This is a genomic window from Ramlibacter henchirensis (assembly GCF_004682015.1).
In the GTDB taxonomy this organism is placed as follows: Bacteria; Pseudomonadota; Gammaproteobacteria; order Burkholderiales; family Burkholderiaceae_C; genus Ramlibacter; species Ramlibacter henchirensis.
This window is the reverse complement of record NZ_SMLM01000004.1, coordinates 131022-157107: the sequence shown is the minus strand read 5'-3', so window position 1 is coordinate 157107 and position 26086 is coordinate 131022. Positions and strand designations below refer to the sequence as shown.

Annotated in this window: 21 protein-coding genes and 1 pseudogene; 14 read left to right on the top strand and 8 right to left on the bottom strand. The window is 58.7% G+C overall.

Features of this window, described 5'->3' with window-relative positions:
- Positions 1–127: 127 nt before the first annotated feature.
- On the bottom strand, positions 128–496 hold the full coding sequence (locus EZ313_RS23405) for an SHOCT domain-containing protein (RefSeq protein ID WP_167772702.1): 369 nt from the start codon (positions 494–496) through the stop codon (positions 128–130).
- Positions 497–1575: 1079 nt separating this feature from the next.
- Between EZ313_RS23405 and EZ313_RS22095 the strand changes: the two genes are divergently transcribed.
- The gene (locus tag EZ313_RS22095; RefSeq protein WP_135265487.1) at positions 1576–2034 is read left to right on the top strand and encodes a hypothetical protein; all 459 of its coding nucleotides are present in this window, start codon (positions 1576–1578) and stop codon (positions 2032–2034) included.
- A 20-nt stretch (positions 2035–2054) separates the two neighbouring features.
- Positions 2055–2480: a thermonuclease family protein gene (locus EZ313_RS22090; RefSeq protein ID WP_240788747.1), complete on the top strand. Its 426-nt coding sequence runs from the start codon at positions 2055–2057 to the stop codon at positions 2478–2480.
- Positions 2481–2502: 22 nt separating this feature from the next.
- Here the strand turns inward: EZ313_RS22090 and EZ313_RS22085 are convergent, their stop codons facing one another.
- The gene (locus EZ313_RS22085) at positions 2503–2847 is read right to left on the bottom strand and encodes a hypothetical protein (RefSeq protein ID WP_135265485.1); all 345 of its coding nucleotides are present in this window, start codon (positions 2845–2847) and stop codon (positions 2503–2505) included.
- A 206-nt stretch (positions 2848–3053) separates the two neighbouring features.
- Entirely contained in the window at positions 3054–3176 is a 123-nt protein-coding gene (locus EZ313_RS22080) for a DUF3606 domain-containing protein (RefSeq protein ID WP_240788759.1), read from the bottom strand.
- A gap of 209 nt (positions 3177–3385) precedes the next feature.
- Here EZ313_RS22080 and EZ313_RS22075 point away from each other — a divergent pair, with 209 nt between their 5' ends.
- The 4 genes from EZ313_RS22075 (at position 3386) to EZ313_RS22060 (ending at position 6266) form a co-directional block, all read left to right on the top strand.
- Positions 3386–4627 (top strand): M48 family metallopeptidase, encoded by a 1242-nt coding sequence (locus EZ313_RS22075; protein ID WP_135265484.1) that lies wholly within the window; start codon positions 3386–3388, stop codon positions 4625–4627.
- A complete protein-coding gene (locus EZ313_RS22070) occupies positions 4624–5010 on the top strand; it encodes a hypothetical protein (protein ID WP_135265483.1) in 387 nt (128 codons plus the stop codon). Before EZ313_RS22075 ends, EZ313_RS22070 begins: the two co-directional genes overlap by 4 nt.
- A gap of 168 nt (positions 5011–5178) precedes the next feature.
- Positions 5179–5559 (top strand): hypothetical protein, encoded by a 381-nt coding sequence (locus EZ313_RS22065; protein ID WP_135265482.1) that lies wholly within the window; start codon positions 5179–5181, stop codon positions 5557–5559.
- Positions 5560–5654: 95 nt separating this feature from the next.
- Complete coding sequence (locus EZ313_RS22060; RefSeq protein WP_135265481.1) at positions 5655–6266, top strand: PIN domain-containing protein; 612 nt, start codon at positions 5655–5657, stop codon at positions 6264–6266.
- Between the two features lie 389 nt (positions 6267–6655).
- Here the strand turns inward: EZ313_RS22060 and EZ313_RS22055 are convergent, their stop codons facing one another.
- Positions 6656–7918, bottom strand: coding sequence for a PxKF domain-containing protein (locus tag EZ313_RS22055; protein WP_135265480.1), 1263 nt, complete (start codon positions 7916–7918; stop codon positions 6656–6658).
- 446 nt (positions 7919–8364) lie between these two features.
- Here EZ313_RS22055 and EZ313_RS23665 point away from each other — a divergent pair.
- Positions 8365–8760 (top strand): annotated as a pseudogene (locus EZ313_RS23665) (transposase); the annotation flags it as partial.
- A 139-nt stretch (positions 8761–8899) separates the two neighbouring features.
- Here the strand turns inward: EZ313_RS23665 and EZ313_RS22050 are convergent.
- On the bottom strand, positions 8900–9139 hold the full coding sequence (locus EZ313_RS22050) for an H-NS histone family protein (protein WP_420849338.1): 240 nt from the start codon (positions 9137–9139) through the stop codon (positions 8900–8902).
- A gap of 1036 nt (positions 9140–10175) precedes the next feature.
- Here EZ313_RS22050 and EZ313_RS22045 point away from each other — a divergent pair.
- The 5 genes from EZ313_RS22045 (at position 10176) to EZ313_RS22015 (ending at position 20008) form a co-directional block, all read left to right on the top strand.
- Positions 10176–10769 (top strand): hypothetical protein, encoded by a 594-nt coding sequence (locus EZ313_RS22045; RefSeq protein WP_135265478.1) that lies wholly within the window; start codon positions 10176–10178, stop codon positions 10767–10769.
- Between the two features lie 59 nt (positions 10770–10828).
- The gene (locus tag EZ313_RS22040; protein WP_135265477.1) at positions 10829–11791 is read left to right on the top strand and encodes a hypothetical protein; all 963 of its coding nucleotides are present in this window, start codon (positions 10829–10831) and stop codon (positions 11789–11791) included.
- A 1797-nt stretch (positions 11792–13588) separates the two neighbouring features.
- Positions 13589–16501: a glycosyltransferase gene (locus EZ313_RS22025; protein WP_135265476.1), complete on the top strand. Its 2913-nt coding sequence runs from the start codon at positions 13589–13591 to the stop codon at positions 16499–16501.
- 12 nt (positions 16502–16513) lie between these two features.
- Positions 16514–17623: a radical SAM protein gene (locus EZ313_RS22020; RefSeq protein WP_135265475.1), complete on the top strand. Its 1110-nt coding sequence runs from the start codon at positions 16514–16516 to the stop codon at positions 17621–17623.
- A 219-nt stretch (positions 17624–17842) separates the two neighbouring features.
- On the top strand, positions 17843–20008 hold the full coding sequence (locus EZ313_RS22015) for an alginate lyase family protein (RefSeq protein WP_167772700.1): 2166 nt from the start codon (positions 17843–17845) through the stop codon (positions 20006–20008).
- Between the two features lie 350 nt (positions 20009–20358).
- On the opposite strand, the gene EZ313_RS22010 is transcribed toward EZ313_RS22015, so the two are convergent.
- Both EZ313_RS22010 and ku read right to left on the bottom strand, forming a co-directional pair.
- On the bottom strand, positions 20359–20766 hold the full coding sequence (locus EZ313_RS22010; RefSeq protein WP_135265473.1) for a hypothetical protein: 408 nt from the start codon (positions 20764–20766) through the stop codon (positions 20359–20361).
- Between the two features lie 131 nt (positions 20767–20897).
- Positions 20898–21869 carry a non-homologous end joining protein Ku gene (gene ku / locus EZ313_RS22005; protein WP_135265472.1) on the bottom strand — a complete coding sequence of 324 codons (972 nt, stop codon included), beginning with the start codon at positions 21867–21869 and terminating at the stop codon, positions 20898–20900.
- 242 nt (positions 21870–22111) lie between these two features.
- Between ku and EZ313_RS22000 the strand changes: the two genes are divergently transcribed.
- On the top strand, positions 22112–22348 hold the full coding sequence (locus EZ313_RS22000; protein ID WP_135265471.1) for a hypothetical protein: 237 nt from the start codon (positions 22112–22114) through the stop codon (positions 22346–22348).
- Between the two features lie 724 nt (positions 22349–23072).
- Positions 23073–23984, top strand: coding sequence for a bacteriophage abortive infection AbiH family protein (locus EZ313_RS21995; RefSeq protein WP_167772699.1), 912 nt, complete (start codon positions 23073–23075; stop codon positions 23982–23984).
- A 315-nt stretch (positions 23985–24299) separates the two neighbouring features.
- On the opposite strand, the gene EZ313_RS21990 is transcribed toward EZ313_RS21995, so the two are convergent.
- The gene (locus tag EZ313_RS21990; RefSeq protein ID WP_135265469.1) at positions 24300–25982 is read right to left on the bottom strand and encodes a hypothetical protein; all 1683 of its coding nucleotides are present in this window, start codon (positions 25980–25982) and stop codon (positions 24300–24302) included.
- Positions 25983–26086 lie beyond the last annotated feature (104 nt).

The window sequence follows — 26086 nt, the reverse complement described above, 5'->3', positions numbered from 1 at the left end:
TCAAGCCCGAGCTCAGTTCGGCCCAGTCGTGCGAATGAGGCACTCCCGGCTTGAGAATCCAAACTCTCCAGGTATCTGCAATGTCGTAGACACGCAGTTATCTCCATAGAACTTTGCGCAGCCGCCTTTAGGCTTTTTTGAGGATGTCCGCCTTCTTCTTGGCGAACTCCTCGTCTGTTATCAGACCCTTGGCCCGGACCTCATCGAGACTGGTCAACCTCTGCGCCAGAGAAAGCTGGCGAGATGCGGGCGGCGGCTCATTGGCGATTCTGTCGACGCTGACACTCGCCGGCGGAGCTGGCGATTTTGAAGCCTTCAGTATTGGGCCAATCCCCAGAGCAGTGCCGCCAACGATGATGCCGATGAACATGCCCCAGATGCCGTTCACGAAGTAGCCAATCACCCCTCCGATGATCGCGCCAAGCATCATGGACCCGTGCGCCTGTCCCGACTCCGTCGTGTCGCGGTGGCAATAGGGACAAACCTTCGCGGCCATTGAGATCTCTTTCTGGCAAGCAAGGCAGCGCATTTCCCATCTCCTCCTACGGATGTTGGATTCTGAACGGCGATCCCGCCAATTGCAAATCTGAGTTGGTGCCGGCCCGGTAGGTTTGCCCGCGCCGTCGCTGCTGATTTGAGGCACGTCGCCGCCCAGGCGCCGTCGAGCGTCGGAGCTGCCTATACCGACCAGGCCCATCGACGCCTTCCGTCTGCTCGCTGCAAGGCATGTAGAAGTGGTGTTCCGCGAGGACAACACCCACACCCGACCTCAGTTCACCTAGGAGCCGGTAGACAAGGCAGACATCTACGGCCTTCCTGGGCTGGTGCGCGGGTCACAAGGACTATGGTGGGCTCGTTAGCGTGGAGGCGGCGAAGAGCAGGCGTGTAAGGGAGACGCTGGGCAAGGCGGACAAGCGGAACCTTGTTCTTCAGAAGGAGGAGCTGGGCGCCTGGTTCCGAGCGGTTTGCGAGAGTTGTCGAACCCCGTGATCTCCGCCTACCTGCAGTTCATGCTCCTGAACGGACCGCGGCCAAATGGGCCGCTCGCGCTGCAATGGGAGGATGTGAATTTCCAGCGCCGCATCATCCGGATCCTTGAGAAGATCGAGGGGCACAGGCTGATCCCGAGACTCCCTACACGGCGCACCTGCTGGCGGGTCTGCCTGGGCGCAAGAAGTGGGTGTTCTCCACCCCGAAGAGCGAGAGCGGCCGGCTGGTCGAGCCTGGCGACGCGCAGATCTCGCCTGCGGTGTCGCGGAGTTGCCGCGCATCACGCTGCAGGGGCTGCGCCGTTCGTTCGCTACCTTCTCCGAGTGGGTCGAGATCCCGGCGGGCGTGGCGATGCAGATTCAGGGCACGCGCCGCAAGGCGTTCGGGAGCAGAACTGCATCCGGCGTCCGGTGGACTTGCTTCGCATGTATCACGAAAAGTTGGAGGCGTCGCTGCTGGAGCAGGCGGGAATCGTCTTCAAGGAAGATGCCGCAGCGAACAGGCTCCAGCGGTCAAGTAGGGCAGACCACCCAATTGCGCCATTCGGCGGCCTTGAGTTACCTTGCGGACTGAGGAGGGGTTGCCGTGGATAAGTTCGTGAAAGCATCCGTCATCGCTGGCGCGCTAATGGGTGGAGGCGGGGTCTTCTATCACTACGTTGTCTTCTTGCCGGGCGTCGAGCGCGCGAAGTCTGAAAAGGAGGCGGCGGCCGAGCACCAGAAGGAGCAAGCCGCAGCCGCACGCCGAGCGGCCTATGAGCGCTGCAATCGTAGTGCCCGCGCTATCTACGACATGGATTGGGCAAACGCGTGCAAGCTAAAGGCGAGCAGGAACAAGACTGAATATCAGCACTGCCTTCGGGATCCGCTGGTTGCAGGGAACCCGTACCTTGGAAAAAGCCATTGCGAGAAGATGTACGGCCAGCAAGAACAGTCTGACGAGTGCTCGTTGTCGACATCGCAGGCGAATTACCTGAATAGTCGACTCAAGGAGTCTCAGGAGAGGTGCCTGGCAGAAGCTAGAACCGGTTTGGGCTTGGATTGATTGCTGCGGCTGCCATCTGCTTGATTGTCGCGATCAGCGACGGCGACACCGTCAAGGCTCGCTGCGGCGAGCCTGGCGCCTCCCAACAGGTTTCCGTGCGGCTGGCGGAGATCGATGCGCCGGAGAGTGCGCAGGCCTACGGGAAGCGCTCCAAGGCCGCTCTGAGCGTGCTGTGCTTCGGCGTCTGGGCAACCATCAAGCCACTGGCGCGCGACGGCTACGGGCGCACCGTGGCGCGTCTGGAATGCCGCGGGAAAGACGCCAGCTCCGAGCAGGTGCGGCAAGGCATGGCGTGGGCGTTCACGCGCTACCTGACCGACCCCGAGATCAAGCGGCTAGAGGAGGGCGCGCGCGCTAGTCGCGCCGGGCTTTGGGACGACCCTGAGCCACTTGCGCCCTCGGACTGGCGGGCTTCTCAGCGCTTGAAACCCAGCGGGCTTCGATAACCTCAGAAGCAGGTGCCGCGGGTCAGTGGCAGCCGAATGGGCCACACGTCCGCTGATAAGGCCGGCCTCTGCTGTCGGTGCCTTGGTGGATTTGCGTGTTCCCAATGCTCGTCGTCGTGCCGTTCCAGTTGTTGCCGTTGGCAGCGGTCCCGTTGTGGAACGTCGTATTGCCGTAGGTCTGGCTGGTTTGGTTCCACTGTGAACCGTTCGGATTCGACCCCTGCATCATGGTCGTATTGCCGAATCGGTTTACGGTGTACGAGTTGCCGGAGCTGTCGGTGCAGCTCTGGAAGTTCGGGGTGCCGACGCACATCGCCTGAGCACCGAACGATGCGGCGAAGAGCAGGGCCGCAAGAGTGGATCGCATTTGCCTCTCCCAGAACACCCCGCGAGCCGCGCGGGGGGCGGTACAGCAAATGCATGATGCGCCGTTACGCCGTCGGCGTCAGCGCTACCGTTGCTTCCGCGACGAGCGGCGGACGTTCCGTGAACTAACGAACTAGTTATTCTGAGACTAGTCGGCTGCACCGTGTCAGGCGCCCGCGAGACTCGGTCAGCGGGGCTTGTCGGACTTCAGGTACTCGCGCACCTTCTTGACGCGATCTCCGCCGGCGGCAAACCGCCTTCTTCTGCTCGGGGGCTGACTCCCAGGGTCTTGCTCCAGTCGCGTACTTGATGCTCCTGGTTCACGTTCATGCGCTCACGGTCTCGACCGTGTGCGTTCGTTTTGTCGTCGGCCATGATGGTCTCGCGGTTGGTTGCACTCCAAAGGTTGCGACTAGCTTGGGGGGAACCTGTCGGATACGTTGAACAGATGAGGTCGGACGTATTAAAGAGCGGGGGATGCTTGCCGCTTACTGACCAGCCACCTATGATCGACTTACAAACTGCAACAGGGAGAGATCATGAGGGTTGTGCTGCCAGTCTTAGTTGCGCTCCTACTAACTGGGTGCGCCAGCCCCACCACCCAGCGCGTGTCGGTCAGCAAGGAACAGACCGCGACCGAGGCTCAGAAGCAGCTCGACATCGTGGCGGAGGAACTGATCTCCGAGACGAAGCGCCTGCGCGAAGTTCATTGGCGTCTCAGTACTAAGGGCGTGGCCATGTGCCCCAAGGTGGGACCCGCGTGGGGCGCTGAACTGGCGACTACCCCTAAGGGTGAGTTGGCCGGCTCCATGGTGCGTCTCTACGGTACGAGCGAAGTCCCCACCGTCTTGTTCTTGGTCCCGGGAAGTCCAGCCGAGGCGGCCGGGCTTCGACCTGGCGACAGGGTGCTCTCCATCTACGGCACTCCTACTTCCGACACGAAAGCGCTCGCAGAGAAGCGCAGGACGATGAAAGCTCAGGATCCGATGCCCTTGGTAGTGCGCCGGGGGGTGGAAGAACTGAAGTTTGAAGTGAAGCCTGTGCCGGCTTGCGACTACCCTGCAGTGCTTGCCCCTCAGCAAATCCTGAACGCGTTTGCAGACGGTGAGCGGATCATGATTACCCGCGGCATGATGAACTTCGCCCGCACTGACGAAGAATTAGCCCTGGTCGTTGGCCACGAGTTGGCTCACAACACGATGCGCCACATCGATGCGAAGAAGGCGAACGCGGCCGGCGGCTTCGTCGCTGACTTGGCTCTAGCCGTCCTGACGCGAGGCGCTTACAACCAAGCGAACTTCGCTCAGGCCGCAGCTAGCGCGTATTCCCAGGAGTTTGAGGCAGAGGCCGACTACGTGGGGCTGTACATGATGGCCGCGGCGGGCTATGCGATAGACGACGCGCCGAAGTTCTGGCGTCGCATGGCGGCCGCGAACCCGGGCAACATCAAGGGCACTCACTCCGCGTCGCACCCCTCGACGTCTTACCGAATGGTGGCCCTTGAAGAGGCCGTCAAAGAGATCAAGGTAAAAGCTGCGAGCGGCTCTGCACTCATTCCCACGAAAAAAGATGGAACGGCCTTTGCCGGCACCTCGTCGGCCGCGCCGGGTGCGGGGGGTGCGGCCGAGGTTTCAATGTGCGTGCAGAAGGGTCGACGTGTGGGCGACACGTTCAAAGTGCCGGGCGACGGTGAGTACGTCGTCAGGCGCATCCAGAGCACGGCCGGCAATTGCCCCTCCAGCATGGCTGACAACGCTCTTGTGGAGCGGGTGACGCGTTGAGCCGCGTCAAAGAAGGTGTGTTGCGACTGAATCGGCGCGGGCCGATATTGGGTTCTGCAGTCCGTTCGGCAGTTGCTGGCTCGCTGCTGCTAACACCGCTGGTCAGCACTGCCGGTTGGGTGAATGGGGTTGATCCTGGGTCGATCCGCGTTGTGGCCAGCAGCGGTGATGTCACCTTCGCTCCGCGAAACTTCAACATCGCTTCTGCCTGCGCTGCGAATGACTTCTGGATCATCAAGTCCGCCGCGAATGCTCGAATGGTGCTTGCGGTCTTGCTAACCGCGAAATCGACGGGCAAGCTGGTGAACGTCCACCTAGACGGCAGATGCGATGCTACAGGTGGCGGTCGTCCGACCGTTAGCGAGGTCATGCTTGTGGACTAGCCACGAGCAGCTAAGCGGAGAGGCTTGAGAGAAGCCGTGTGGGGGCTTGCTTTATCACGGATTGCGAGTCCGTCGGCTCCTAAGTCCGCTTTCGGGCAGAAGCGGTCCTGGCTGGCGCTTTGTCACAGGCTCTCCAAGCTGCTGTAGAGTTGGGCTCAGGGAGGGCGTATGAGGTTTTATGGGCTCTTGCTTCTGCTGCCAATGGCCGCAGCGCATTCTGGTTCTATCTATCTGTGCAAAGCCTACAACGGCGGAACGTTCTGGGCACAGGCGCACTGCAATCAACATAACGCGCTCATAGAGAGCATCGTGAGTGTTCCCGACGGAATTCCTTGGGATCAGCAGGTTGCCTTAGCGGAGCAGCAGCGGAACGTTAATCGCCAACCGCAGCATCGCGTGGTGTCGAACGAAGTTAACGTCCATGCTGCGCGGCAGAGCGAATGCAAATCGCTCGATGCGCGAGTGGCACATCTGGATGCCATGGCACGGCAGCCCCCAAGGTGCCCAGATGCACGACTGGATCCGATCGGAGCGCAAGCAGGCACGTGACCGGCAGTTTGAGATTCGCTGCCAGTGATGATGGGGGCCCAGTGCAACGGAGTTGCAGCCTCTGCGTGGGGCGGGCGGGCTAACGTCTGAGCTCGATGCGAACCAACATCGTCATGGTTGATTGGGAAAGCGTCCAGCCGGAGTCCTTTGATCTGCTCACGCCGGTCTACTTCAGAGTGCTGGTTTTTGTCGGGGCCACTCAGAAGAAGCTGCCGTTTGAAGTCGCCGATCGAATTCACAGGCTTGGCGACCGCGCCGAGTTTGTGAAGATCTCCGGGGTAGGCCGCAATGCCCTCGACTTCCACATCGCCTACTACATCGGAAAGCTGGCCGCAGCCGATCCTGGTGCCTTCTTCCACATCATTTCCAAGGACGGTGGATTCGGCCCACTGATTGAGCATCTCAAAGAGCACAATATCTTCTCCGCGCGCTGGCCGGCTATCGAGGCAATTCCAGCCGTGAAAGCAGCGCGGGCCAAGTCACCACAAGACCGGGCGGCGCTCGTCTTGGCGAAACTTCATGGTTCGGGCGCTCCCAAGCCGCGTTCGGAAAAAGCACTTCGCAGCGCAGTGGCCGCCCTGTTCAACAAGCAGTTGTCCGATGGCGAGGTCACCGGAGTCTTGGAGCGGCTGGAGGCTGACGGTGAGATGGCCATCGTTAATGGGCGAGTGTTTTTCCCGAAGCTGAATATGGCGGCGACCACCTAGGAGTTAGCTCGTCCGAGCGCCTGTGGAAGACGTAAGGCTGCTTCGGGTCGGTAGCGGACATCCTGGACCGACGGATTGACACTCCGCAGGATAGGACTCCAGAGGAGATCAAACGTCTCTAACGCACGGGGGCGGCTACACAAGCAAATCTGGATCCACACAGCCAAGTAACGCCGCAGGTGCGGTCAAACCAGGCTCGCTGAATGTCTCACACGTGGGAGGGCCAGCCACTTCGTTGGCCAGAACGCAGGCTTGACGCTAGGCTCTCGGACTTGGGCCTGATGAGACGCACGTGCAGAGAGACGCCCCCCTAAAGCCGAGGCGAATAAGGCGGAAGACCGCCTCGTGACGGCGCGCTGCGCCAGCCGATCTGAACCGGTGGCCGAGGCTTATTTCGTGAAGCGGAAATAGGCGTTGTGTTCCGATCCATCCTTCAGCTTGAGCGTCAAGATTCGACAAGTGCCGGCCCAAGAATTGTCCGTCTTCCACACCAGCGTGTAGCGATCGGTTGTCGGGTCGTACGCGAGTCCGCTAGAACCCGGCGTTGCGACTTCTTCCACCGGAGCTTCGCTTGTCGTCTCGTTGCAAGACACGTTCTTGGACGCGGGTCCGCCTTGTTGGAAGATGTCCATGCCCTGGTTACCGCTCAACGAGAACTTCACCGGAACGGATTGCCCGGCTCTTGTGGAATTCATATTGCGTTGCTGACCCGTACTCCTATCGACTGGAGCGAAGAACCCGCTGAAGTTATAGAGGACGCCGTAAGCAGATGTCAGAAGGGTGGTGTTGCCCGCGTAGTCGCTCGCGCTTACACTGAAAGATTTGGAGCCAACAGTGGCGGTATCTACTGCGGCTCCATTGCCTACCGGCCCCGCACAAGTTGCGACTCCCGTGCCATTTCCATCACTGCAGCTGTAGTTTGCTGCGACGGATCCAGCTAGCAGGTAACTGGCCCCATTCGCTGGCGACGTAATCGTGATCGATGGCGACTGAGCGTCTTTTACGACAGGCGTCCATCTAACGCCCATGTTGGATGGAATGCCTTGACCGTAGCTGAGAAAGGAACCGACTGTCTGGTCCCCGTGGGAAATGGCTATTACTCCTCGCAGCGTTTCCGCAGCTCCGGCATCAATACCAAAATACTGATATTCAATGATCCCGTTCTCGTTGAATATCGTTTGAAAGGATAGTCGTGGTTCTCCGCCATTAGGAAAATCCCACCAGTAGCCAAAGAATGAGACGTTGTCCCACTGCACGATCCATTGTCTATTCGGCGGAAAACCGCGAACTTCAGTTCTCAGGGACGCCTGTTGGTCCACCATGAGATCCCAGGTGTACGTATAAATTACGGTCGCGCCGCTATTGCCCAAGTAGATGTAGCCGTTTGTTGATAGCCACGCCTCGTTGTACGTGTTCCCGAAAGCGTTGATCGGGAAGGGTGGGTCATATTGGAAGTGGAGATCATCCGCATAGACGAGACTTCCAGCACCACCGATTGGCATCCACTTTGACGATACGTCAGTGCAGGTGTAATACGGACTTGCGGTGCTTGGGCAAACTCCCGCCGCTTGTGCCGCATAAGGCATTGCGGCCGCGCTCGCGGCTAGAAGGGATTGGGCCAGCAAACGGCTGAATGAATTCGTGCGTCGCATTACTTATCGTCTACGGGCACTTGATGCAATTGCGTGGATACCGGGACAATCTTGGGCTCAGCCGATGCTGTTTCGCCAGTACCGCCTCCGCCACAACCCGCAAGCAGCAGAACCGCCACTGCAGAGATCAGAACTTGAGCTTTCATCTTCAAGGTATTCCTTCGCCTTCTTGTGTCCAAAATTTTGGTGCCCCTCCCATCTGAGGACCGGACCGGGCGCTAAGCGGCTCGCTCCGATTGAGGCATCTCGCCGTGTCAGCTTGCATCCCATGCGGACTCCAGCTCGCAGCGCGTTGAACACTACCCGAGCCAAATAGGACCTGGCTGAGAGTCTTCCTCATTGCGGGAAATCTGTGCATGCAAGCGGAATCTGGCCTCGTTGCTGTCTCCTTCCTGCCTAAGGGCCCTCCAGGTGATTCGGGCGAACCGCACAGCGGCTCGATTCGCCCAAAGAACATCTCTCCAACAGATCCGGCGGCCCGCTGGACTGCAGTCCCGGTGAGCCAGCGTTCTCTGCGTATTCCACCAACTACCTGATTGACCTCGACGCGGGAATCATCCTGGACGTGGAAGCACACCCCAGCTCACCGCACCGAAGAAGTGGAGGCAACTCGGACCATGATCGAGGCGTCGAGCGACAGTTCGATCTCAAGCCCAAGCGCCTGGTCGGCGACACACTTATGCAGCGGCGCCGATGCTGAACTGGACCGTCAACGAGAAGAAGATCGAGCCCCACATCCCGGTGTGGGAGAAGTCCATTCGCAACGACGGCACCTTCAGGCGCCCGGATTTCCGCTTCGACGCGCAGACAACACGTACGAATGTCCAGTCGGAAAGAAGCTGACGACCACCCCGCCCTCCGTTTATTGGCCCTGCAAATCGCAGAGCGCGATCCTGCTGCTGACTCTTCCGCGGGATTGACATCCGGGGCTCTGGATCGCCGCCGATTGGAACGCCAGCGAGCCTGACTTCGCTTGCTCTGCTAGTGAGCGAAGTCCTCGAGCTTTGCGCCACCTGCGAGCGCGTCTTTTAGCCAGCGAGGGCGAGGCCCTCGGCCTCCCCAAGTGTTGCCTTGGCTGTCACGGTAGGCGGCAGTTGCCGATGCTTTGCTCGTCTTGGACTTGACGGGTGCGTTCGTGACGGTCTTTCTGCCGGGTCTACGTCCGCCTGTGAGTCCGAGATCTTCAGCAGTGATGTCGTAAACGGCAATGGCTTCCCGCATTCGCTCAATGACGCCCTTTCGTTCAGCCGCCTTCAGTGCCTCAGCCTCCTTCTGGAGAGCTTGAATCTGCTGATGAACCTCAATGTACGTTGCCATCTTTGCCCTGAAAAAGTTGAAGAGGCATTATCGACGCAAAGCCAAGCGATTTCCGCTTTGAGGGCGTGCAGTTGCGTCACTGAATGCGCCCGCTAAATGCCGTAAGTTGCGCTTCCGACGTCCTGCGGGGGGCTGCAGTCCTCTGCAAAGCGCGTGCGAAATGGCGCCGCATCGGCGAGCACGGCTGGATGTCGGTTCCGGACAGAGGCATCCACCATCTGCGGGCACTAGGCTGCGCGCGCGCTGAGATTTAGGTTAGGTCGCTTTCTACCTAAATTCAACCTGACTCGTAGAGCGCCGCCCAAAGCCCCTGCTCGCAGCAGATTCTTTCCGTCACAGGCTTCCAAGCCATGGGGGAGGGGGTCTGCAGTCACGAGTGCGACGGCGGCAGCCGCTTCCACGCAAAAGAAAACGGAGGCATTCACGCTTGCTGGACATTGCGGCCCGTGACGCCTCTCCGAGCGGCGTTTGGGGTCTCCATCTGTCCGAGGCATTCGGAGCAATCCGCTAAGCCAAACTCATACTGCACTCGGTAAGTTCCACTGGCACAAGGCCCCGCCCGCCTAGAAGCTAGCTGCTTGGCCATTGATGCTGACCCCGGCGATCTTGTTCGCAAGTGCGCAGCTGCTGAAGGCACTTCGGTGAGCAAGCCAAAGGCCGGCTTCTTTTCGAAGAAAGTACAGGTCGGAAGATCACCCCGTCGGTGCGTTGGTCGTGGCTGAATGCTCGGCCTGCGTCACGGACATCCTTGTCGAGTCAACCAGAAGAATTGACTGGACCGTGGTCCCCGTGACGCCTTGCTTCGGGTCTTGCGCCCGTTGCCTGATTGCCGCAAACTGCACCGTCCTCAGCTAAAGGCAGGAGTCGCAAAATGGTGAGAGTCGCGCGAAATTCCTTGTCGATATTGGCTGCTGTTCAATGGCCTGTACTAGCAGTCGCTGTGACGATCGAGGAAGTAAACCAGGCAACGTCACCTCCTTTGATTGTTGGTTCAAGCCAGGCATGCAACACGACCCTAGCCTTTAAGCCAGCCATTGCAGAAGGCTTCGACGACATGCATGCCTTCCTTGTCATCTCCCGTCCTGACGGCTCGAAGACGGAAGTCCGCGGAGGGCCGTCTCAGAAGGGAAGCGGCACGTCCTCGGAGGCGGGGCCAGTTGGCAACCCGTTCGCCTGCCCTGTAGCAACGAAGTGGGGCGTTGTTGTTCCATATATCGGACCACACGGCAAACTGGGAACAGATGGCAGCGGTGCTGCCGTTTATTCACCGGATGGCAATGTTCCAGATCCGAAGGGCACAACCGTCATCTCTAAGACCCTCGACGGAAAAAAGGCATGTGTCATAGCCAACTGCATCATGCAAGTCGTGCACGCTGCAGGGAAGACATGCCAACCGTATACCGTCGGAGTCGGCGAACTTCGAAACTCGAATACCCTAGTCTCGTTCGCGCTGTCGGCGTGTGGTGTTAAGGATCCCCTTCCTGCCGGCATAACTGCCACCGGTTGGGGCAGCGCTTGGTATACGAAGCAGTGACTTCAAGCTTGTAGGGCGGAGTTTTGATGCCAGCTCGACACATCTTCAGGCTAGTGCTCTTGCTTCTTTATTCGGCCGTAGCAAACGCCAATTTGCACGTGGTGGAATTTAGGCGCACCTTCTCCGCGCCTGATTGTGCGACGGGAGAGGTTTACATCGATGGGTACCTGAAGGCGTTCTTCTACACCACCCCGGTCTTTTTTGACAGTCAACTGGCGACTCAGCCCGTTCACAGCGGGAGCGCAATTAGTGAAACTTTTAGTCAGGTCGCCGAATATCTGCCCTCGAAGACACTTGGCGCCCGAGTGCCACTTCCCAATGGTTCAGGCATTAGAGTAATTGCGCTGGACGATACATCGTACTGGCAATATCAAAGACCTCGTAAGAAGGCGCGCACCTTACCCAGTGACGTCATTTTGCTCGGGACGAAGCTTCTTAACCGAGAATGTCGGATTCGCTCCCAAGGAGAGGACGCCTACTATGAGGCGAATTACTACTATGCGTGGGCTAGCGGGATCTTGGCTGCTTCCCTATTTGATGGCAGATTGAATCGAGCGGACTATACGCCGGGGATAGTTGCAAACGCCGTGTTCATGTGGTCCGATGCTGGTGAGACGAGACGCACCACGATGGGCGCTATCGTCGCCACCGCAACAAAACCTCGCGACTCGAATTCTGTGGGACCCGACAATCCATGCTTGACGCGAGCCGAACATATGTCGAACACGATCGTCATGCAGGGTGGAGCTAAGAAGTATGAGCGCAGGGATGACGTGTGGTTCTGCCATACGGGAACGCTTATCGGTGCAGCGGGCGGAACAGTACTCGAAATGAACTATGACGTCCGTTACTGGAGCTTTGTGTCGGATGAAATTTGCGGCCATGTCTTGGGCATTCCATTGAACCGCACCTACCTCGTTGGTAGGGGGGAGCGCGGCGATAGCACAGGGGCGTGGACACGGTGCTTTGGTACGGACGACTGGACTAAGTTGACGGATCAGTCGCAGGTTGAGTCGTTTTAGGTTCGGCAGAGAACGCCGCCCGGCGTACGCGGACGGGTCAGCGCCTCAGCAACGAAGCATCTAACCACATAGGCGGCGAGCACCGCCGCTGCCGCCGAGGGTGTTCCGGCGAGCACTGGCAGCAGCCCCGCTTGTTGGACCAGGTGGGGCCGCAGCGATGTGGAAATTGCGCTAATCGCGCCCGCAGCCCGAGTTGCACGTGCGCCCACGTCTGTACGAGCAAAAAATCCAGACAGCATGAGCGCGCCGTTGCAGGAGATCTTCAAGGCTGTCGGTGTCAGTTTATCCACACCGTGGTGGGCCGCATTGACGTAGCGGCAGGAACTCGAGCTGCAGGGCGTGTTCCAGCAGGCAGCGCGAGAAAGCACATTGCAGCGAGCCCAAGATATACCGTGCCCATACGGCGGCCAAGCAGCAGGACACCTTCCGTGGCTTCCACCTGCCAACGACCCACAACTACATGTGCGATGAACAGTTATTCGAGTCGAGAACAAGAGCGATTATGGCGGCGGGCTGCGGCGCCCGGTAGGTCATGACTGGGTCTCCAAAGCGGAAGGCAGATGCTCGTTCTAAGCACTATTGCTGTGGGTGCCAATCCTCAGAATGAAAACGATCTGCAAGTTCCGCCGTCTCCTGGAGCGCCACGAACTTGGCCGGCAGCCTTTTTCGAGCGCGTTGGCGCACACCTGCAGTCGGGGCTTTCGCCTGAGCCACCGGCACGATCGTGGACGCCACGCTCATCATGCCCAGCTCAACCAAGAACACCAAGGGCGAGCGTGACCCCGAGATGAAGCAGTCCCGCAAGGGCAATCAGTGGTTACTTCGGCATGAAGCGCATGTGCCGCGGACGCGAAGATCAGCAGATCCGCAATGTGGTGGCCACCTCGGGGGCGGTCTCCGACGGCAAGACGCTGCCCCACCGGGTGCGACGATCTCCATCTTCCACGCGGCAAGTGTCACACAGCATCGGCTAGAAGCCACCCTTTTGGCACTGCGCTTTTAGGTGCCTGCAGTGAAAACCAGCGTTCGTCGCACCGGTCGAGAGGCGCGCACCGGGGTCGAATTGCTGCGGCCCATCGGTTCAACACCGCGCTGTGTCGGTAACGCTCTGACGGCGCGACATTGAGAGAGAAAAGTCCGTGCTGAGACACGCGTTGTTGATTGGCTGGGCTAGGCTCTGCAATTCGCACCCCGTTTACTAAAGCGCGACGAGCGCGGCGCCACTCGCTCTTGTTACGGATCCAAGGTCTCGGTATGACAGCAAGGTCTCGACGAAACGCGAGCCGCGATGCGCACAATGATTGAGGACCCCGTCGATTGTGGATCGCTCGAGCGGCAGACGCCTCCAGCTCTTGGGTCGACAACAACGCGCCGCTTTGAAGAGCTATGGCGGCAAACAAGTATGGACGACATGACGGCTTGCCTGCTATATCGTGTCGGAGCAAAGCCCAGCGTCTTCGTAACCTTCCTCCAGCGGCATCATGGCATCGATTCAATTCACGCCAGCCCAGCGCCAGTTTCTGACGCATCCGCTGGACTCTTCGCTCCCTCTTGTTCGAAGGGACGAACACGCAGAACGCAACGGTAAAAAGACGACATGTGCCCGATTGACAAAAAGAGAGCAAACGGGCCCTTGCGCCCACGCTTGCAAATACGTGATAGTGCCGCGATGCTGGGGGCGTGCGCCGTTCCGGAACGCCTTGGGTTCGTGGTAGTGCGCACGTGACTTAGCTGGCGTTCGGATTAGCGGACTTGGAGTGCCACTTAGTCACAGCAACCGTCACAAGGAGTTTGCTCATGGGTCAAGATGTTGCATTCGGTTGGCCCCGAGCCGGCAACGACTATTCAGTCGTCGTTCCAGCTCGATTGGGCGACAGTGCTTGTTGCGTGCAACCGATCTCGATGGTGGTTCCGACGTACAACAGAGCGGAAAAACTGGAGCGGTTCCTTGCGGCAGCGACCCATTTATATAAGCCCGTAGGAGGTCTCGAGATCGTCGTCGCGGATGATGGCAGCGGAGATAACACGGCTGAGGTTATCCGGAAATTCGAGGACCGGCTGAACGTCATCCATGTGCGACAGCGAGACGCTGGACATCGCCTCAGCGCGGTGTGCAATTTAGGCGTTCGCGCTGCAAAACACGATCGGATCGTACTGCTCCAATCCGACATGCTCCCATCGAGACGTTTACTGAGCGCCTACAGCGCTTCGCTCGAGTACGAACAGGTGCTACTGATCGGCATGCGGCGCTTCACCTGTACTGATTCGATTACCGCGGAGGACATATTAAGGGCTCCCGACTTTGAAGATCATCTTCCGGTGATTCAAACTCGGAACGAGATGTGGATACAAAACGGCGCAGGTGTCGCCGAAGACTGGCGAATGGAGGTCTATCGGCGCACTGACTACCTGCGAAATGACTATGCCCCGTTTCGCGCTGTTGTTGGTAGCAATCTTGCGTTCAGGCGAGAAGCCGCCCTCCGAATAGGCGGGTTTTGCGAATCCTTTCAATCTTGGGGTGGTGAGGATGGGGAGTTCGGCTATAGAGCTTACTTGGCAGGCTTCCATCTTATCCCCATTCCCGCGGCTGTGGCGTATCACCAGGAGCCTCCTGAAGGGATCAACGAAACTGACCGCCGCGCTGGTTTTATTCAAAGTCGAGACTTGCGAGAGCAACTTTGCCCGCTTCCGCCTTTTCGAAGTTCAAAAAGCGAAGTGACGAGCTACGCGGTTCCGAAAGTGGCTGTCGGAGTTACGACGCCTTCGCCCGGCGCGTGTGCTGAGCACCCTGAGTTCACGCAACTGGACGCGCGAGTTATCCAACTTAGTCGGGTCTCCGCGCCTCTTCCGTTACCAGACAGCGCTGCGGCTTCAGACGTAATCGCATTCGATACGAGGCCTGCGGAACTGCTTAATGCACTAGCCTGCGAAACGCGGGCTCCATATCTAGTTCTTGCATCAAGCGGGGGTTTGCCTTCCGCCGATTCGATCTCCGCTCTGGTGGACTGGATCCAGTCCGACTCCGCGGATGCCTTGTTAGGCACTGCTGAAGACTCGATATTGATTGTCAAGGCGCGAGCATGGAACAGGGTCTCCGCTGAAGTGCGCCGCTTCTCAGGCGAGACGTTCGTTGACTTGCTTGCTCAGTTGGGAGGCTGTCTAAATTTGAAGCAAAGGAATTTAAGTGACTTTGCGCCAACGGCCACCGACCGCAGCAATCCAGTCGATGACACGGTGCACGGGGCAATGGGATACGACCTTCGTGAAATTCTGCGAGATGTTCTGGAGGGGTTTCGTCTTCGGCAAGATCGTACTCATGGCGTTGGACACTGGGCAAGAGTCTGGGAGAACGGACGTCACCTTGCCAAACTCCTTGGCGCCTCAGTGCCAGTCGTTGAGTTGTTTGCGATTCTTCATGACTCGCAACGCGACAAGGAGGGAGCGGATCCCGACCACGGGCCGCGTGCCGCTGCGTATGCGATTGAGCTAGCTCGTCGTGGTTTGATTCGGCTCGCGCCGAATGACATTGAGGTCTTAGCCTTTGCGTGTGAGCATCACTCGAAGGGGACACGAGATGGTCCCCTAACCGCACAAGTTTGTTGGGATGCAGATCGTCTCGATCTCGGACGTGTAGGTGTTGCACCGCTACCGTCACGCCTATGTACGAAGGCGGCGTGCGAATCTCCATTCTTTGAGCATGCGGTAGCTGCTGGCAGAGCTCACGCATTGCCAAACTTAATAAAAAGCGAGTGGGGGCTTGAGTGGCAGGGTAGCCGCGTTCGTTTTTCGAAGGGAGTAGCCGAGCTAGGTGATTTAGGGCTGATATTTCACGGTACTCAGGACGCTGTACTTCAGCCTGCGTTAGAGAGAGGATTCCGGTTTCGGCGCCACGAGGCAACGTTAACGTTTGATTTGGTGTCGGCGTGCCTTATCTTCGCTAACCAGGCGCACCACGCAAACCGTGAGATGCAACCCACGGTCGAATACGGCCGCTGCCTGGCTCTTCAGTTGCGTCCTTGGATCCCCGCCTATTCGCCTACGGCTTATGTCTGGGCGAGCTCTGAGCGACGAGGAGTTTACGGCGGAATGACTAAGTGGATAGGCGGGTACGTTACGCCATATAAGCTCGCTGAACTAACGGCGCGGGACAAACATCGCACGCAGTTCGTCTCGCACGAACTTTCAGATTGTGCAGATTGGAAGCGAGAGCGTAGTGAACACGTGTCGATGCCAACACACAGTTTGGTCGCGGCGCCACGTGTGACGGCGTCTCTTGAAAGCTGGCTTCGTGCGGTCGATGAAGATTTTCGGTGCGGAGAAAAGGCGTTTGACCCAGGAGACAACGTTTGCTCGATATTTGGCGGCGTCGATAGCCGAGCGCTTTTTTTGGCAGCATACAGAGCGCGTGCATCTAGGTACATGCGACGACTGCTTCTCTCGTTGCTCGCTGCTCGCAACATCCCTCTGTACCGGACCGACGTAACCCCTTGGATACAGCCCCGGCATCCGTTTATTTGGGATGCGAATGAAGTGAACACTTGGATGGCGAGCATCGATAAGTCATTGGAGCGTCGTGGAGGCATCACGCCGTTACAGACCGGGATGGACCTTTGCCTAGCGGTTGCAAGTGCGAAGCGCTTTCATCAGAGCGATGTTGCTGAACTGTTGGTTAAATTTTCCCGGCTAACTGAGCCGTGTAGCGTGCTGTAGTGGGGCGGAGCTATGTACTCGCAAGTTGATATCCGGCGCATTCATCTAGAGATGACGACGCGTTGCAATGCTGCATGTCCAATGTGTTCGCGAAACGAACGGGGCGGATTTCAGATTGCGGATCTCCCCCAGGTTGATCTCACACTTTTGGAGGTGCAGCGAATGCTGCCGCCTCATTTTATAGAACAGCTTGAGCAAGTTTGGCTATGCGGAAACTATGGTGACCCAATAATTGCGCCAGACACACTCGAAGTCTTGACTTATCTAAAAGCCGTCAATCCGAAAATTCGACTTGGACTAAATACAAACGGAAGCGCGCGCAAGCCAGATTGGTGGCAGAGGCTCGCGCGTGTTTTGGATCACTGCCACTTCGGTATTGACGGACTGAGCGATACAAACCACCTCTACCGCCGGAGGACACATTGGAACGTGATTATGGCCAATGCGGCTGCTTTCATTGATGCTGGAGGAGCGGCACACTGGGAATTCATCGTTTTTCGTCACAACGAGCACCAGATTTCTGAGGCGCAAGAGCTAGCTCGAACGATGGGGTTTCGGAAGTTTAGACTCCGTAAGACCGGGCGGTTTTTCTTCGATGGACAGTTGCACCCGGCTCTCGACATCCAAGATACAAGTGGAAAGACAATATACAGTATCGAGCCGCCCATCGATATTTGCCTTCGCAATGCCTCAAGCGCGGAACTTGGCGGCATCGCATCTGAACGAAATGGCTACGCAAACTATCTTGATACGACTTTGATCGAGTGTAAAGCACAGACTGAGCGCGAGCTCTACATAAGTGCTGAAGGTCTAGTTTTTCCATGCTGCTACCTCGCTAGCTGGTATCGAGGATCTCGTCGAAAGAGGGACGCGCAGTTCCAAAAACTGCTTGAGCAGCACGGAGGCCGCAATTCTATCGATGCTCGTCTTCGACCTATTGGCGAGATTATTGAAGGCGGAATTTACCGAGGCATTGTCACGTCCTGGTCGCAGCCCAGTGTTGCCCAAGGTCGACTCGCGACCTGTAGCGGCACCTGTGGAGGAGACAGCCCAAATAGGCATCAGTACACCAATGCTATTTACCTGAAGCCCGTTCACAGGGACGAGCGCGATACTCACTAACGCGGATCCAAGGCGCGCTTCGACGAAATGGCACCTTCCGCCCCCTTCTGTGCTGTACGGGTCTGAGTGGACCGGAGCAGGTGCGCGTGCCGCGGGGCCGCGGCCGCAAGGAAGACGATACCGACACCACGATCGTGCGGGCCAGGCAATGTGGTCGCGTTCCGTCAGAAAGCTGCCCTAATGGTTAATTTTCAGATCGGCGCAACAAGAGGATTGAGTGTGAAGAATCCTAAATTGCAGACTGACTCATCAATTCGTCAGTTGGCCCTTGGTAGGACTCAAGCGGCAAACGTTCTGTTGTGCCGGATTTTGGGTAACGACCTTCCCCCTCGACACTGTCGCAAGCAGACGCTCCGCAACGTGGAATTCATTTTGCGAAACGAAAGCGCATTGCCACGGGTACAGAAGAGATGGATACTGAACCGCTTGGTGGATACTGAAGTGCAGCAGCAGCTGTTGCAGATGCTTAACGACGCTGCTCAAGACGTTTTGGTTATCCCTTTTGAAGGGGATGCTCTTGATGGACTCCAACCTAGCTTCCCGCATTTTTCTGCCGACGACTTTGCTCCGCTGCTGTGCGGTCAAATCCTTGATGATTATCGCTACACGTTGCTCTTGGACCACGCATTCCATGACTCCAACAGATACGTGATGAACGTCAACGGTGCTCGGAACGTTGCACTCGATACCGGTGATGCGTTCGGATGGGTACTTCCATGGGACGGCAACTGCTTTATTCACCCAAGTGGTTGGAAGAAGATTCTAGAGGCAATAGACGGGTCGTCCACCGAGAAATACATCATCGTCCCGATGGAGCGAGTTCTCAGGAACGATGAACTCCTAAGTCCTACGTTCACCTGTGAGGCGCTCGAAGAGCCGCAGATCATCTTCAGGAGTGATGCGCTTGAGCGTTTTGACGGTGACCTGAGGTATGGCCGATATTCAAAGGTCGAATTTCTTCGCCGAATTTCATATCCTGGTGTGTGGGACGATTGGGCCTACCAACCATGGGAGAACAAGCGTTGGACCTTGTCAACGGATGCTGGCCGTTGGGTGAAAGCTGGCTGGGTGGCTAGATTGAGTTCGGGGCGTGATGAGTTCGACACAGATCCGAGCGTTCAAGGAATCCGACGAAGGAGCAACGCCAGACGAACTTCAGTGAGAAACTTTCTGGCTTCTGTTCTTGCAGAGCGCGCAAGAGCTGCTAGCGATACAACGGAAGGAATCCTGTACGACGCGCAAAGGATTTCAAGGCTGAGTTCTGCAGCCGACATCGTTCGCGAAGCTATCTTAGGGAAAGCAGCAGAAGCCCTCCAGAAGGAAGTTCCATGTGTTTTGGACAAGCTTCGGCTCCCTCCGTCCAAGGACAAGCGAGACTACTACAGCGTCGCTCCATTCTGGTGGCCTGACGCTGCTGGCACCGATCTCCCATATGTCCGGCACGACGGAATCCGAAACCCCGAGGCATCATTGGATCACATTGAAAGCCTGCAGTACGACAGCACTCGCCTTCAGCAAGTGTTTGATGACGTCACGGCATTGAGTCTCGGGAGTGTAATTTCCGGAAAAGCTGAGTTTCGAGCGAAGGCCGAAGCAGTATTGGATAGTTGGTTTGTTGGGCCCGAATCAATGCATCCAGATTTGCGTTTTGGCCAAATGCGACGTGGCCACGATCAATTCGAGGCGGCTGGACATGGAATCATTGACGCAAAGGACCTCTATTATTTCTTAGACGGCCTTCAGATTCTTCATTGCAGAGAAGGCATTGCGGGTAAAATCTGGGTTGGAGTCCAGCATTGGTGCACGGGGTACCTGCGATGGCTCAAAAACAGTCCGCAGGGAAAAATCGAAGCGCAGGCCGCCAATAATCACGGTACTTGCTATGAGTTGCAGGTTCTTGCGCTATCTCGATTCGTGAGTAACTTCGAAGAGGTGGCAAACAGCTTCGTGCGATCTAGAGCTCGACTATGGCAGCAGTTCACGGACAGTGGCTCGCAGCCCGCAGAAGACAACCGACAAAATCCGCTGCACTACAGACTATTCAACGTCCAGTGCTGGTTGCTCTTGAATCACATGTTTCGGCGGCTAAATCTTCGGCTTCTTGCGGACTTCAAGCCTTTCCACGTCGCGCTCCATGATGTGCTGGTTCAGGTGCGCGCCATCACCGACTCTGCCGCGGCTCTTGGTGGGAGCGCCGCAATGGAATCTCTTACAAGGATCGTACCGCTGCTTTCGATGTTGGATGAGGAGTTAATCTATTCGCAACCCGTTCGCGACATGAAAGACGCGGTAGCCCGAGCGATTCCATGCGGTTCTTACCTTGTTCTTCACCCTTACTTTGGCATCCCCCCTTTTTGGCCTCTTGTCAGCGGTGGAAAATCGTAACGCCTACTCACCGCCCGCGCCTCAATGAGCCCAGCGCCTCGTCGCGCCCGCGCAGACACGGGCCGCCCTCGTGGAGGGCATCCACGTCGAGGGCGGTAAAGGTCGTGCTCTCGAAAGACATGCTGGAGACCATCAAGACCATGGGCTACGAGCCCTGGACGATGCACCCCGGTGAGTTCAAGGCCTTCATCCGGACCGATCACGCGAAGTGGGGAAGTCATGAAGGCCTCCGGTTTCAAAGCGGAGTAAGGCCGCTGCGAGGCTCGACTGCAATGGCCGCCACGGTCGAAAGCAGACATGGACCGGCGGATTGTTGATCCGCCGGCTGCCCGGGCAAATGCCGGCGCCCGCTAACTGTTCCCTCTTCTCAGCGCCGCTTTGAAAGGCGAGGGCGCAAATTTGTGACCGCAGAGCACAGCGACTTCGTGAGCCTTGCGCATCAGGGGGTCGGTGAGAGACGGCCAGTTCTCACCAACGCAGTCCAAATCAGAAGCTTCGAAGGCGATTTCGCGTGAAGTGGACCTGGCGCTGAAGATCAAGCCATGACCGGTGGAAATCGGGCCGGCCTCAAGCACGACTCGGCGCTTCGTCACAATTAATAGGAAGCGGTGCAACGCACCAGCAGCTGCGGGAACGTAGGCATCACAGTAGTACGTGGCTTTCACCGGGAGACCTGTTGGCACAAAGCGAGCCCAAAGCTTCGCATCAAACTCAAGGTATCGCGCGAACAGTTCGTCCGTTTCATCGATGAGCGACATGGTGTACCCCTTTGGCTGTGAGCGGCCAAAGGGTACAAGCGGCTTGAGCAGGCGACACAGCCTCCCGGCCTTGCGCTCATTCGCGTTTAGCGCTAGCTCCCAGCCGGGGAGGGCTTCGATGGTCCGGCGCGCTACGCCGACTTACGCTTGCTCGCCTTCACAGTGGCCTTGGCCTTCCCCGTGGTCTTCGCGGCGGCGGCAGCCCGTTCGCGCTCGTCATTCGCCGCTGTCTTGACGCTCCGGGCCGCGGCTTTCTTCGGCGCAGGGGCGGGGGTGCGGGATGGCGCAGGTGCCGCGCCACCCTTGAGGCTTCGGCGCAGCAGTTCCGTTAGGTCGAAGACTTCGGCCGATGCAGGCACGGCCTCGTCTCCCATGATCTCTGCAACCTGCTTCACTTCCCCGGCCCTCCGCTTGGCTTCGATCAGTGCCTGCACTTTCTCGGCGAACTCGTCGCGGAAGCGCTCCGGGTGCCATTCGTCAGCCAGGTCGAGAACGAGCTGCTCGCCCATCTTCAGCTCGCGATCCGTGAGGCCCACCTCCTTGGCATCTCCCGGAAGTTGCAGGCCGGTCTGGTCACGGATCTCCTCGTGCCAGCGCAGCAGGTTGACCACCAGCCCGTCGCCGTGGGGCAGCACCAGCGCTAGATGCTGCTTCGTGGAGACCACGATGCGGCCGACGCCGACCCTGCCGGTGCGCCGCAGCACGTCACGGAGCAGGGCGTAGACCTTCTGGGCCTTGCCCGTCGGCGAAGTGAGGTAGGGCTTGTTGAAGTAGATCGTCGGCACTTCTTCCAACTTGACGAACGACTCGATCTCGATCGTCTGGGTCGTCTTGGGCAGGGCTTCCCTGATTTCGTCCTTCGTGAGCGTGACGTACTGACCCTTGTCGACCTCGACGCCCTTGACCACGTCCGCCTGGCTCACGGCCTCGCCGGTCACCTTGTCCACCTTCTTGTAGCCAACCGGGGCACCGGTTTCCGAGTCCAGCATCTTCATCTTCGGCCTGACCTCCACGGTGGCGGAGTGCAAGGCGATCGGGATGAACACCAGCCCGAAGCTGATGCTGCCCTTCCAGAGGGCGCGAGTGGGTGCAGGTGCGGCCATGCTCGCAGGTTAGTTGCTGGGCCATCGGGAGCGCTGTAGGCGATCCCACGTTGCCGCTGTGAGTACGCATAGATGAGTCCGCTTGAGAGAGCAGCAACTGCTAGAGCGCTTGCAAGCAGTGGGCGTTCTGCGATACTGTATGGACATACAGTATAGATACAGGAGAGCAGCATGGAGCGCCCCTACACAGTGGCCCTGCGCGACGGCAAGGCCTTGCCTAGCCCCGAACGCATCGCTGCGGAGTGTCGTTCATTGCCGCGCTGGAGCGAACCCTCGGTAAGCCAGAAGAGGTGGAAGCCACGTACCGCGCCTGGCTGACGGCTAACGAGGTGCATGCAGGCGGTCTTAATGGCACTACCTTCGCGCGAGCGGTCCGCTGGCCCAAGGCATACCTGCTCGCCGCGGAAGCTGCCTTGGCGGGCACGGACGGCGCCGAAGAACTTGCCTTCGAGATCAGGCTGTTTCCGCAGCCAGCGTGAAAGAGGAAGTGCAATACAAGTGGCGCATCAAGTGGTGCGGACGTTGGACCACGAGCCACTACTGCACCGAGGAAGTAATCCGCCGCGAGCACCCAGAAGCCGTACGACTAGAGGGCTCCAGGCGGGTGGTCAAGGTGGCCTCCACCAGCCACGAAGTTCTTCAGAACATGTGCAGACCACGCGGTGGCCGTTAGAACTCGGCCTCTCCACCTTCGCGGCGGACTACGAATCCGCCGGTCTTCTTGTCGTGTGACTCACTCGAGGCATAGAGGTCCGCTTTCGGACACTCCTGGACTGGACTCGCGCGCGGTGTCTCATAGGGATGGTTTTGCCCCTGCATCAACGCAATGGGGTTGAGCCCGCCGTGCGCACGCCGGATCGGATGCGCAGCCTGCGAGATCGGCGAACCTGGATGCCGATCGTGACGGGAACGATTGGGCTTAAACCCAGACAGCGTGGCTGTCGTTTTTGTCGGTGTCGCGGGTCCATTCCTTGCCGCACACCTGGCACCGGTACTTCTCGATGGCGCCCTTGGCCATGCCCCCCGACTTCTTCGACCAACTCTCACTGCTGACGAGTTCAAGATCCTTGTGGGGCTCAGTCTGGCGAGCGGGTTTGCCAGCGAGCTCGGTACATGCGACGCAGGTCATGACGCGAGTCTACTTGCTCCTCATTAACCCGGCGTAGTGCTCTAATTCGAAGGACGGCAATACTGAGGCTCACATTGTCCACCAAGACCCTGTACATCATTGGTAATGGCTTCGACCTCCATCATGGGGTCGGGTCGAGGTACGCTGATTTTGGCAAGTACCTAGAAAAGGCCGATCCAGAAACGTACGACGCCGTCGACCAGTATTTCTACATCGACGATTCCTTCTGGAACGAGTTCGAGGCGCGGCTCGCGCACTTCGATGCTGCGACCGCGATCGAAGACGCTTCAGACTTCTTGATGCCGTACGGTGCGGAGGACTGGAGCGATGCCGGGCACCATGATTACGAGTACGAGCTGGATCGAATCATCAGAAAGATCTCCAGCACGATGCGAAGCCGATTCGCGGATTGGGTTCGACAGCTTCAAATCCCACCGCTGACCCAATCGGGAGTCGCTCCCCTGCCGATCGACAGGAGCGGCGTGTTCCTCAACTTCAATTACACGGACACGCTGACCAGCGTGTATGGCGTCGCGCCCGCGCGAGTGCTTCACCTCCACGGCCAAGCGCGGGATGCCACATCCCAGATCGTCCTTGGTCACGGCTGGAGGCGCACGGAAGCTGACTCCCTGAACCACCGGGCAGACCCGGAGGCAATGGACACCCGGGTGTGGCAGGGAAACTTCATTGTTGACGACTACTTCGCCAAGACGTTCAAGCCTACCGAAAAGATCATCCAGGCGAATCAGGCCTTCTTCTCAGCCTTGAAAAGCGTGGAGACAGTCCTTGTCATGGGCCATTCCCTTGGCGAGGTGGACTGGCCCTACCTGCAGCTGGTCTGGAAGAACGTCTCGCCTGCTGCTCAGTGGAAGTTCAGCTACTACGGGAACCCTCAACACACGCAGGATGCCGCCGCTCGGATGGGCATCGAAAAGTCGAGGGTGGCGTTCCATACGCTCGCCGATGCTGATGCATGGGTGCCCTGATCCCGAGATCATGAAAGGAGCGGCTCGTGAACTGCTTCGGTCGCGCCAATCGGCCCGAGGCACCTGAATCCACTGCGGGCCTGGAACGATGTGAAGTTGGTCTGGGTCAAGCTGTCCGCGAGGTCCGCCTTCGGCCAGACGCGGCCGCAACTCGAGTCATCGAGCCGCGAATCGTCCCAGTGTCTGGTGGCTCACGCGGGGAAGGCAACAAGAGCGGGGATGCTTAAACTCTGGATAAACGCTTGCGCAGTTCTCAGGGCACTGCCTGCCGACTGCGGGCAGGGCCCGCGCGCCGCACCCGGCGTTGCGTTGCAACTAGCTCCTGCGGTGAAGCCGACCCGTATCCGGATCCACCTTCTCGTACTGCAGCGAGTGCCGGAAGCCGACTTCTTCTGCCCGGATCAGCATCTGCGCAAATCCAATGATCGGCCGTTCCTCGCCGCCGCGGGGATCACCTTGCGGGAAACTCCGGTGCTCGATGGCATAGGCCATCAGTGCTGTACCCCAATCTTCCCCCTTGTCGACCTCTGGCAGGCGGCCATCACGGTGCAGTCTCTTGAAAAACTCATCGCCTGACTTCGCGCCTTCCAGCTCGCAAAGTAGAGCGTCGCGCGAGTAGCTCTGCGGCGGGCTGCCCGGGGTCTCGTAGCGAGCCGCCATCCCAAGCGCGACGTTTAGCAGCTCGGAAATCGCGAAGTTCTCCATCTCGATGTCCGGGTTGGAGAGAAGGAACGCGCCGTGGAACGTCTCCTCGGATGCAGCTTTGCGCAATGTCCTGACTACGTCAGCTCGATCGGCGTCGAGCATGATGAAGCTGAAAGTGCCACTGGCTTTGTCGGCAGCCAGGGATTCAGCGAAGGCGAGCCCTCGGCCGCCCCGCTCCACGACCGCCCCGCTCAGGTTCACGACGACGCACTGGCTCGTGGATCCCAGGACATGCCGCAGTGCGCCCAGCTCAGTTTGACCCTCGACGTAGCAACGCGCCTTCACGCCGCCGTCCAGCCCGAACGAGCCCAGGAAGTCACGCAACATGGAAGGCGCAGCGTCGAACACTCGGTCCGTTCCGTACCGGATCTTTCGTGCACCGACCATCCACATCCCAGCGCCGATCTCATCTTCTTCGGGGAGCTCGACGCTCAAGTGGCGCTCGACGGCGCGGCGGATGGATTCGGCCATGTCCAGCAGCCGCATCGCCGCGCCGATCCGGCCTTCGATCCGATCCCGCTCAAACCGCTTCATCAGCCGCAGCAGGGTGTGCAGCCCGCTGTTCGGGTCCAGCTCCCCCGCCGACAGCGCGAACGCTTGCCTAGTGCTTGGGACCGCGTCCTCTGGCAGCGTACGAAGATGTGATTGAAGCTTTAGCCCGTAATCCTGCAGCCACAGCTGCTCGGGATCCTCGTTATCTGTTTCGCGCCGCGTCCATCGGACCGGCTCACACACGATCGCGAGCTCGCAGGTCCAGTTCCAATGGTCAAAGCGGTCGAGGAAGTTCTTCGATTCAGTCCAGTGGTTCAGGCTGCGTAGCTGCCATTCGACGACGCTGAGCACACCGGGAGTCCACAGCAGGTACTGCGTGTTGCTCGTGCTGACTCCCAACGTGCGCACAACGTGGTGCAACAGGAAGATCCTGTATGGGTGGAAGTACGGCGTGAGCGCATCTTCCGGGGCCTCGTCCTTCGGCACGAAGGAAGGCGACCCAGTTGGTCTTGCCTTTGGTTTGCCCACATCGATGAAGCGCACATCGGGCGCGCCCTGCACTGGCTCAAAGCCAGGGACCTGTGCAGGAGCCTGCGCGGTGGTGACGTCCGCACGAACAAGCCCGATGCGCCACAGTGCACGGATGCCGGCCTCGTCGAAGTGCCCGAACCCAAGCTTCCGGGCCAAGTTGGCGAGCTTGGCTGCATCCAAGAGCGTGGATTCCCAGCCGGACCATCTGGCTAGCCTCGACCGCAATGGGCGCAGGTCCACGTCGCGATAAGGATTGAGGTCGGGCGTCATCCCGCCCATCCTAGCCTCGAGCAGCCAGAAGACCCGGATATGGGAGTACCGCAGAGCGAAACTGCTGTATAGACAACCAGTGTCCGGCCGAGAGTCTTTGCAGG

What these genes read in the sequence shown, in the direction of transcription:
- EZ313_RS22080 (WP_240788759.1), bottom strand. Translation starts at nt 3,176, where the DNA reads ATGAACGTGAACCAGGAGCATCAAGTACGCGACTGGAGCAAGACCCTG.
- ku (WP_135265472.1), bottom strand. Translation starts at nt 21,869, where the DNA reads ATGGCCGCACCTGCACCCACTCGCGCCCTCTGGAAGGGCAGCATCAGC.
- EZ313_RS23405 (WP_167772702.1), bottom strand. Translation starts at nt 496, where the DNA reads ATGGCCGCGAAGGTTTGTCCCTATTGCCACCGCGACACGACGGAGTCG.
- EZ313_RS22075 (WP_135265484.1), top strand. Translation starts at nt 3,386, where the DNA reads ATGAGGGTTGTGCTGCCAGTCTTAGTTGCGCTCCTACTAACTGGGTGC.
- EZ313_RS22010 (WP_135265473.1), bottom strand. Translation starts at nt 20,766, where the DNA reads ATGTCGCTCATCGATGAAACGGACGAACTGTTCGCGCGATACCTTGAG.
- EZ313_RS22050 (WP_420849338.1), bottom strand. Translation starts at nt 9,139, where the DNA reads ATGCGGGAAGCCATTGCCGTTTACGACATCACTGCTGAAGATCTCGGA.
- EZ313_RS22065 (WP_135265482.1), top strand. Translation starts at nt 5,179, where the DNA reads ATGAGGTTTTATGGGCTCTTGCTTCTGCTGCCAATGGCCGCAGCGCAT.
- EZ313_RS22085 (WP_135265485.1), bottom strand. Translation starts at nt 2,847, where the DNA reads ATGCGATCCACTCTTGCGGCCCTGCTCTTCGCCGCATCGTTCGGTGCT.
- EZ313_RS22055 (WP_135265480.1), bottom strand. Translation starts at nt 7,918, where the DNA reads ATGCGACGCACGAATTCATTCAGCCGTTTGCTGGCCCAATCCCTTCTA.
- EZ313_RS22020 (WP_135265475.1), top strand. Translation starts at nt 16,514, where the DNA reads ATGTACTCGCAAGTTGATATCCGGCGCATTCATCTAGAGATGACGACG.
- EZ313_RS22060 (WP_135265481.1), top strand. Translation starts at nt 5,655, where the DNA reads ATGCGAACCAACATCGTCATGGTTGATTGGGAAAGCGTCCAGCCGGAG.
- EZ313_RS22025 (WP_135265476.1), top strand. Translation starts at nt 13,589, where the DNA reads ATGGGTCAAGATGTTGCATTCGGTTGGCCCCGAGCCGGCAACGACTAT.
- EZ313_RS21990 (WP_135265469.1), bottom strand. Translation starts at nt 25,982, where the DNA reads ATGACGCCCGACCTCAATCCTTATCGCGACGTGGACCTGCGCCCATTG.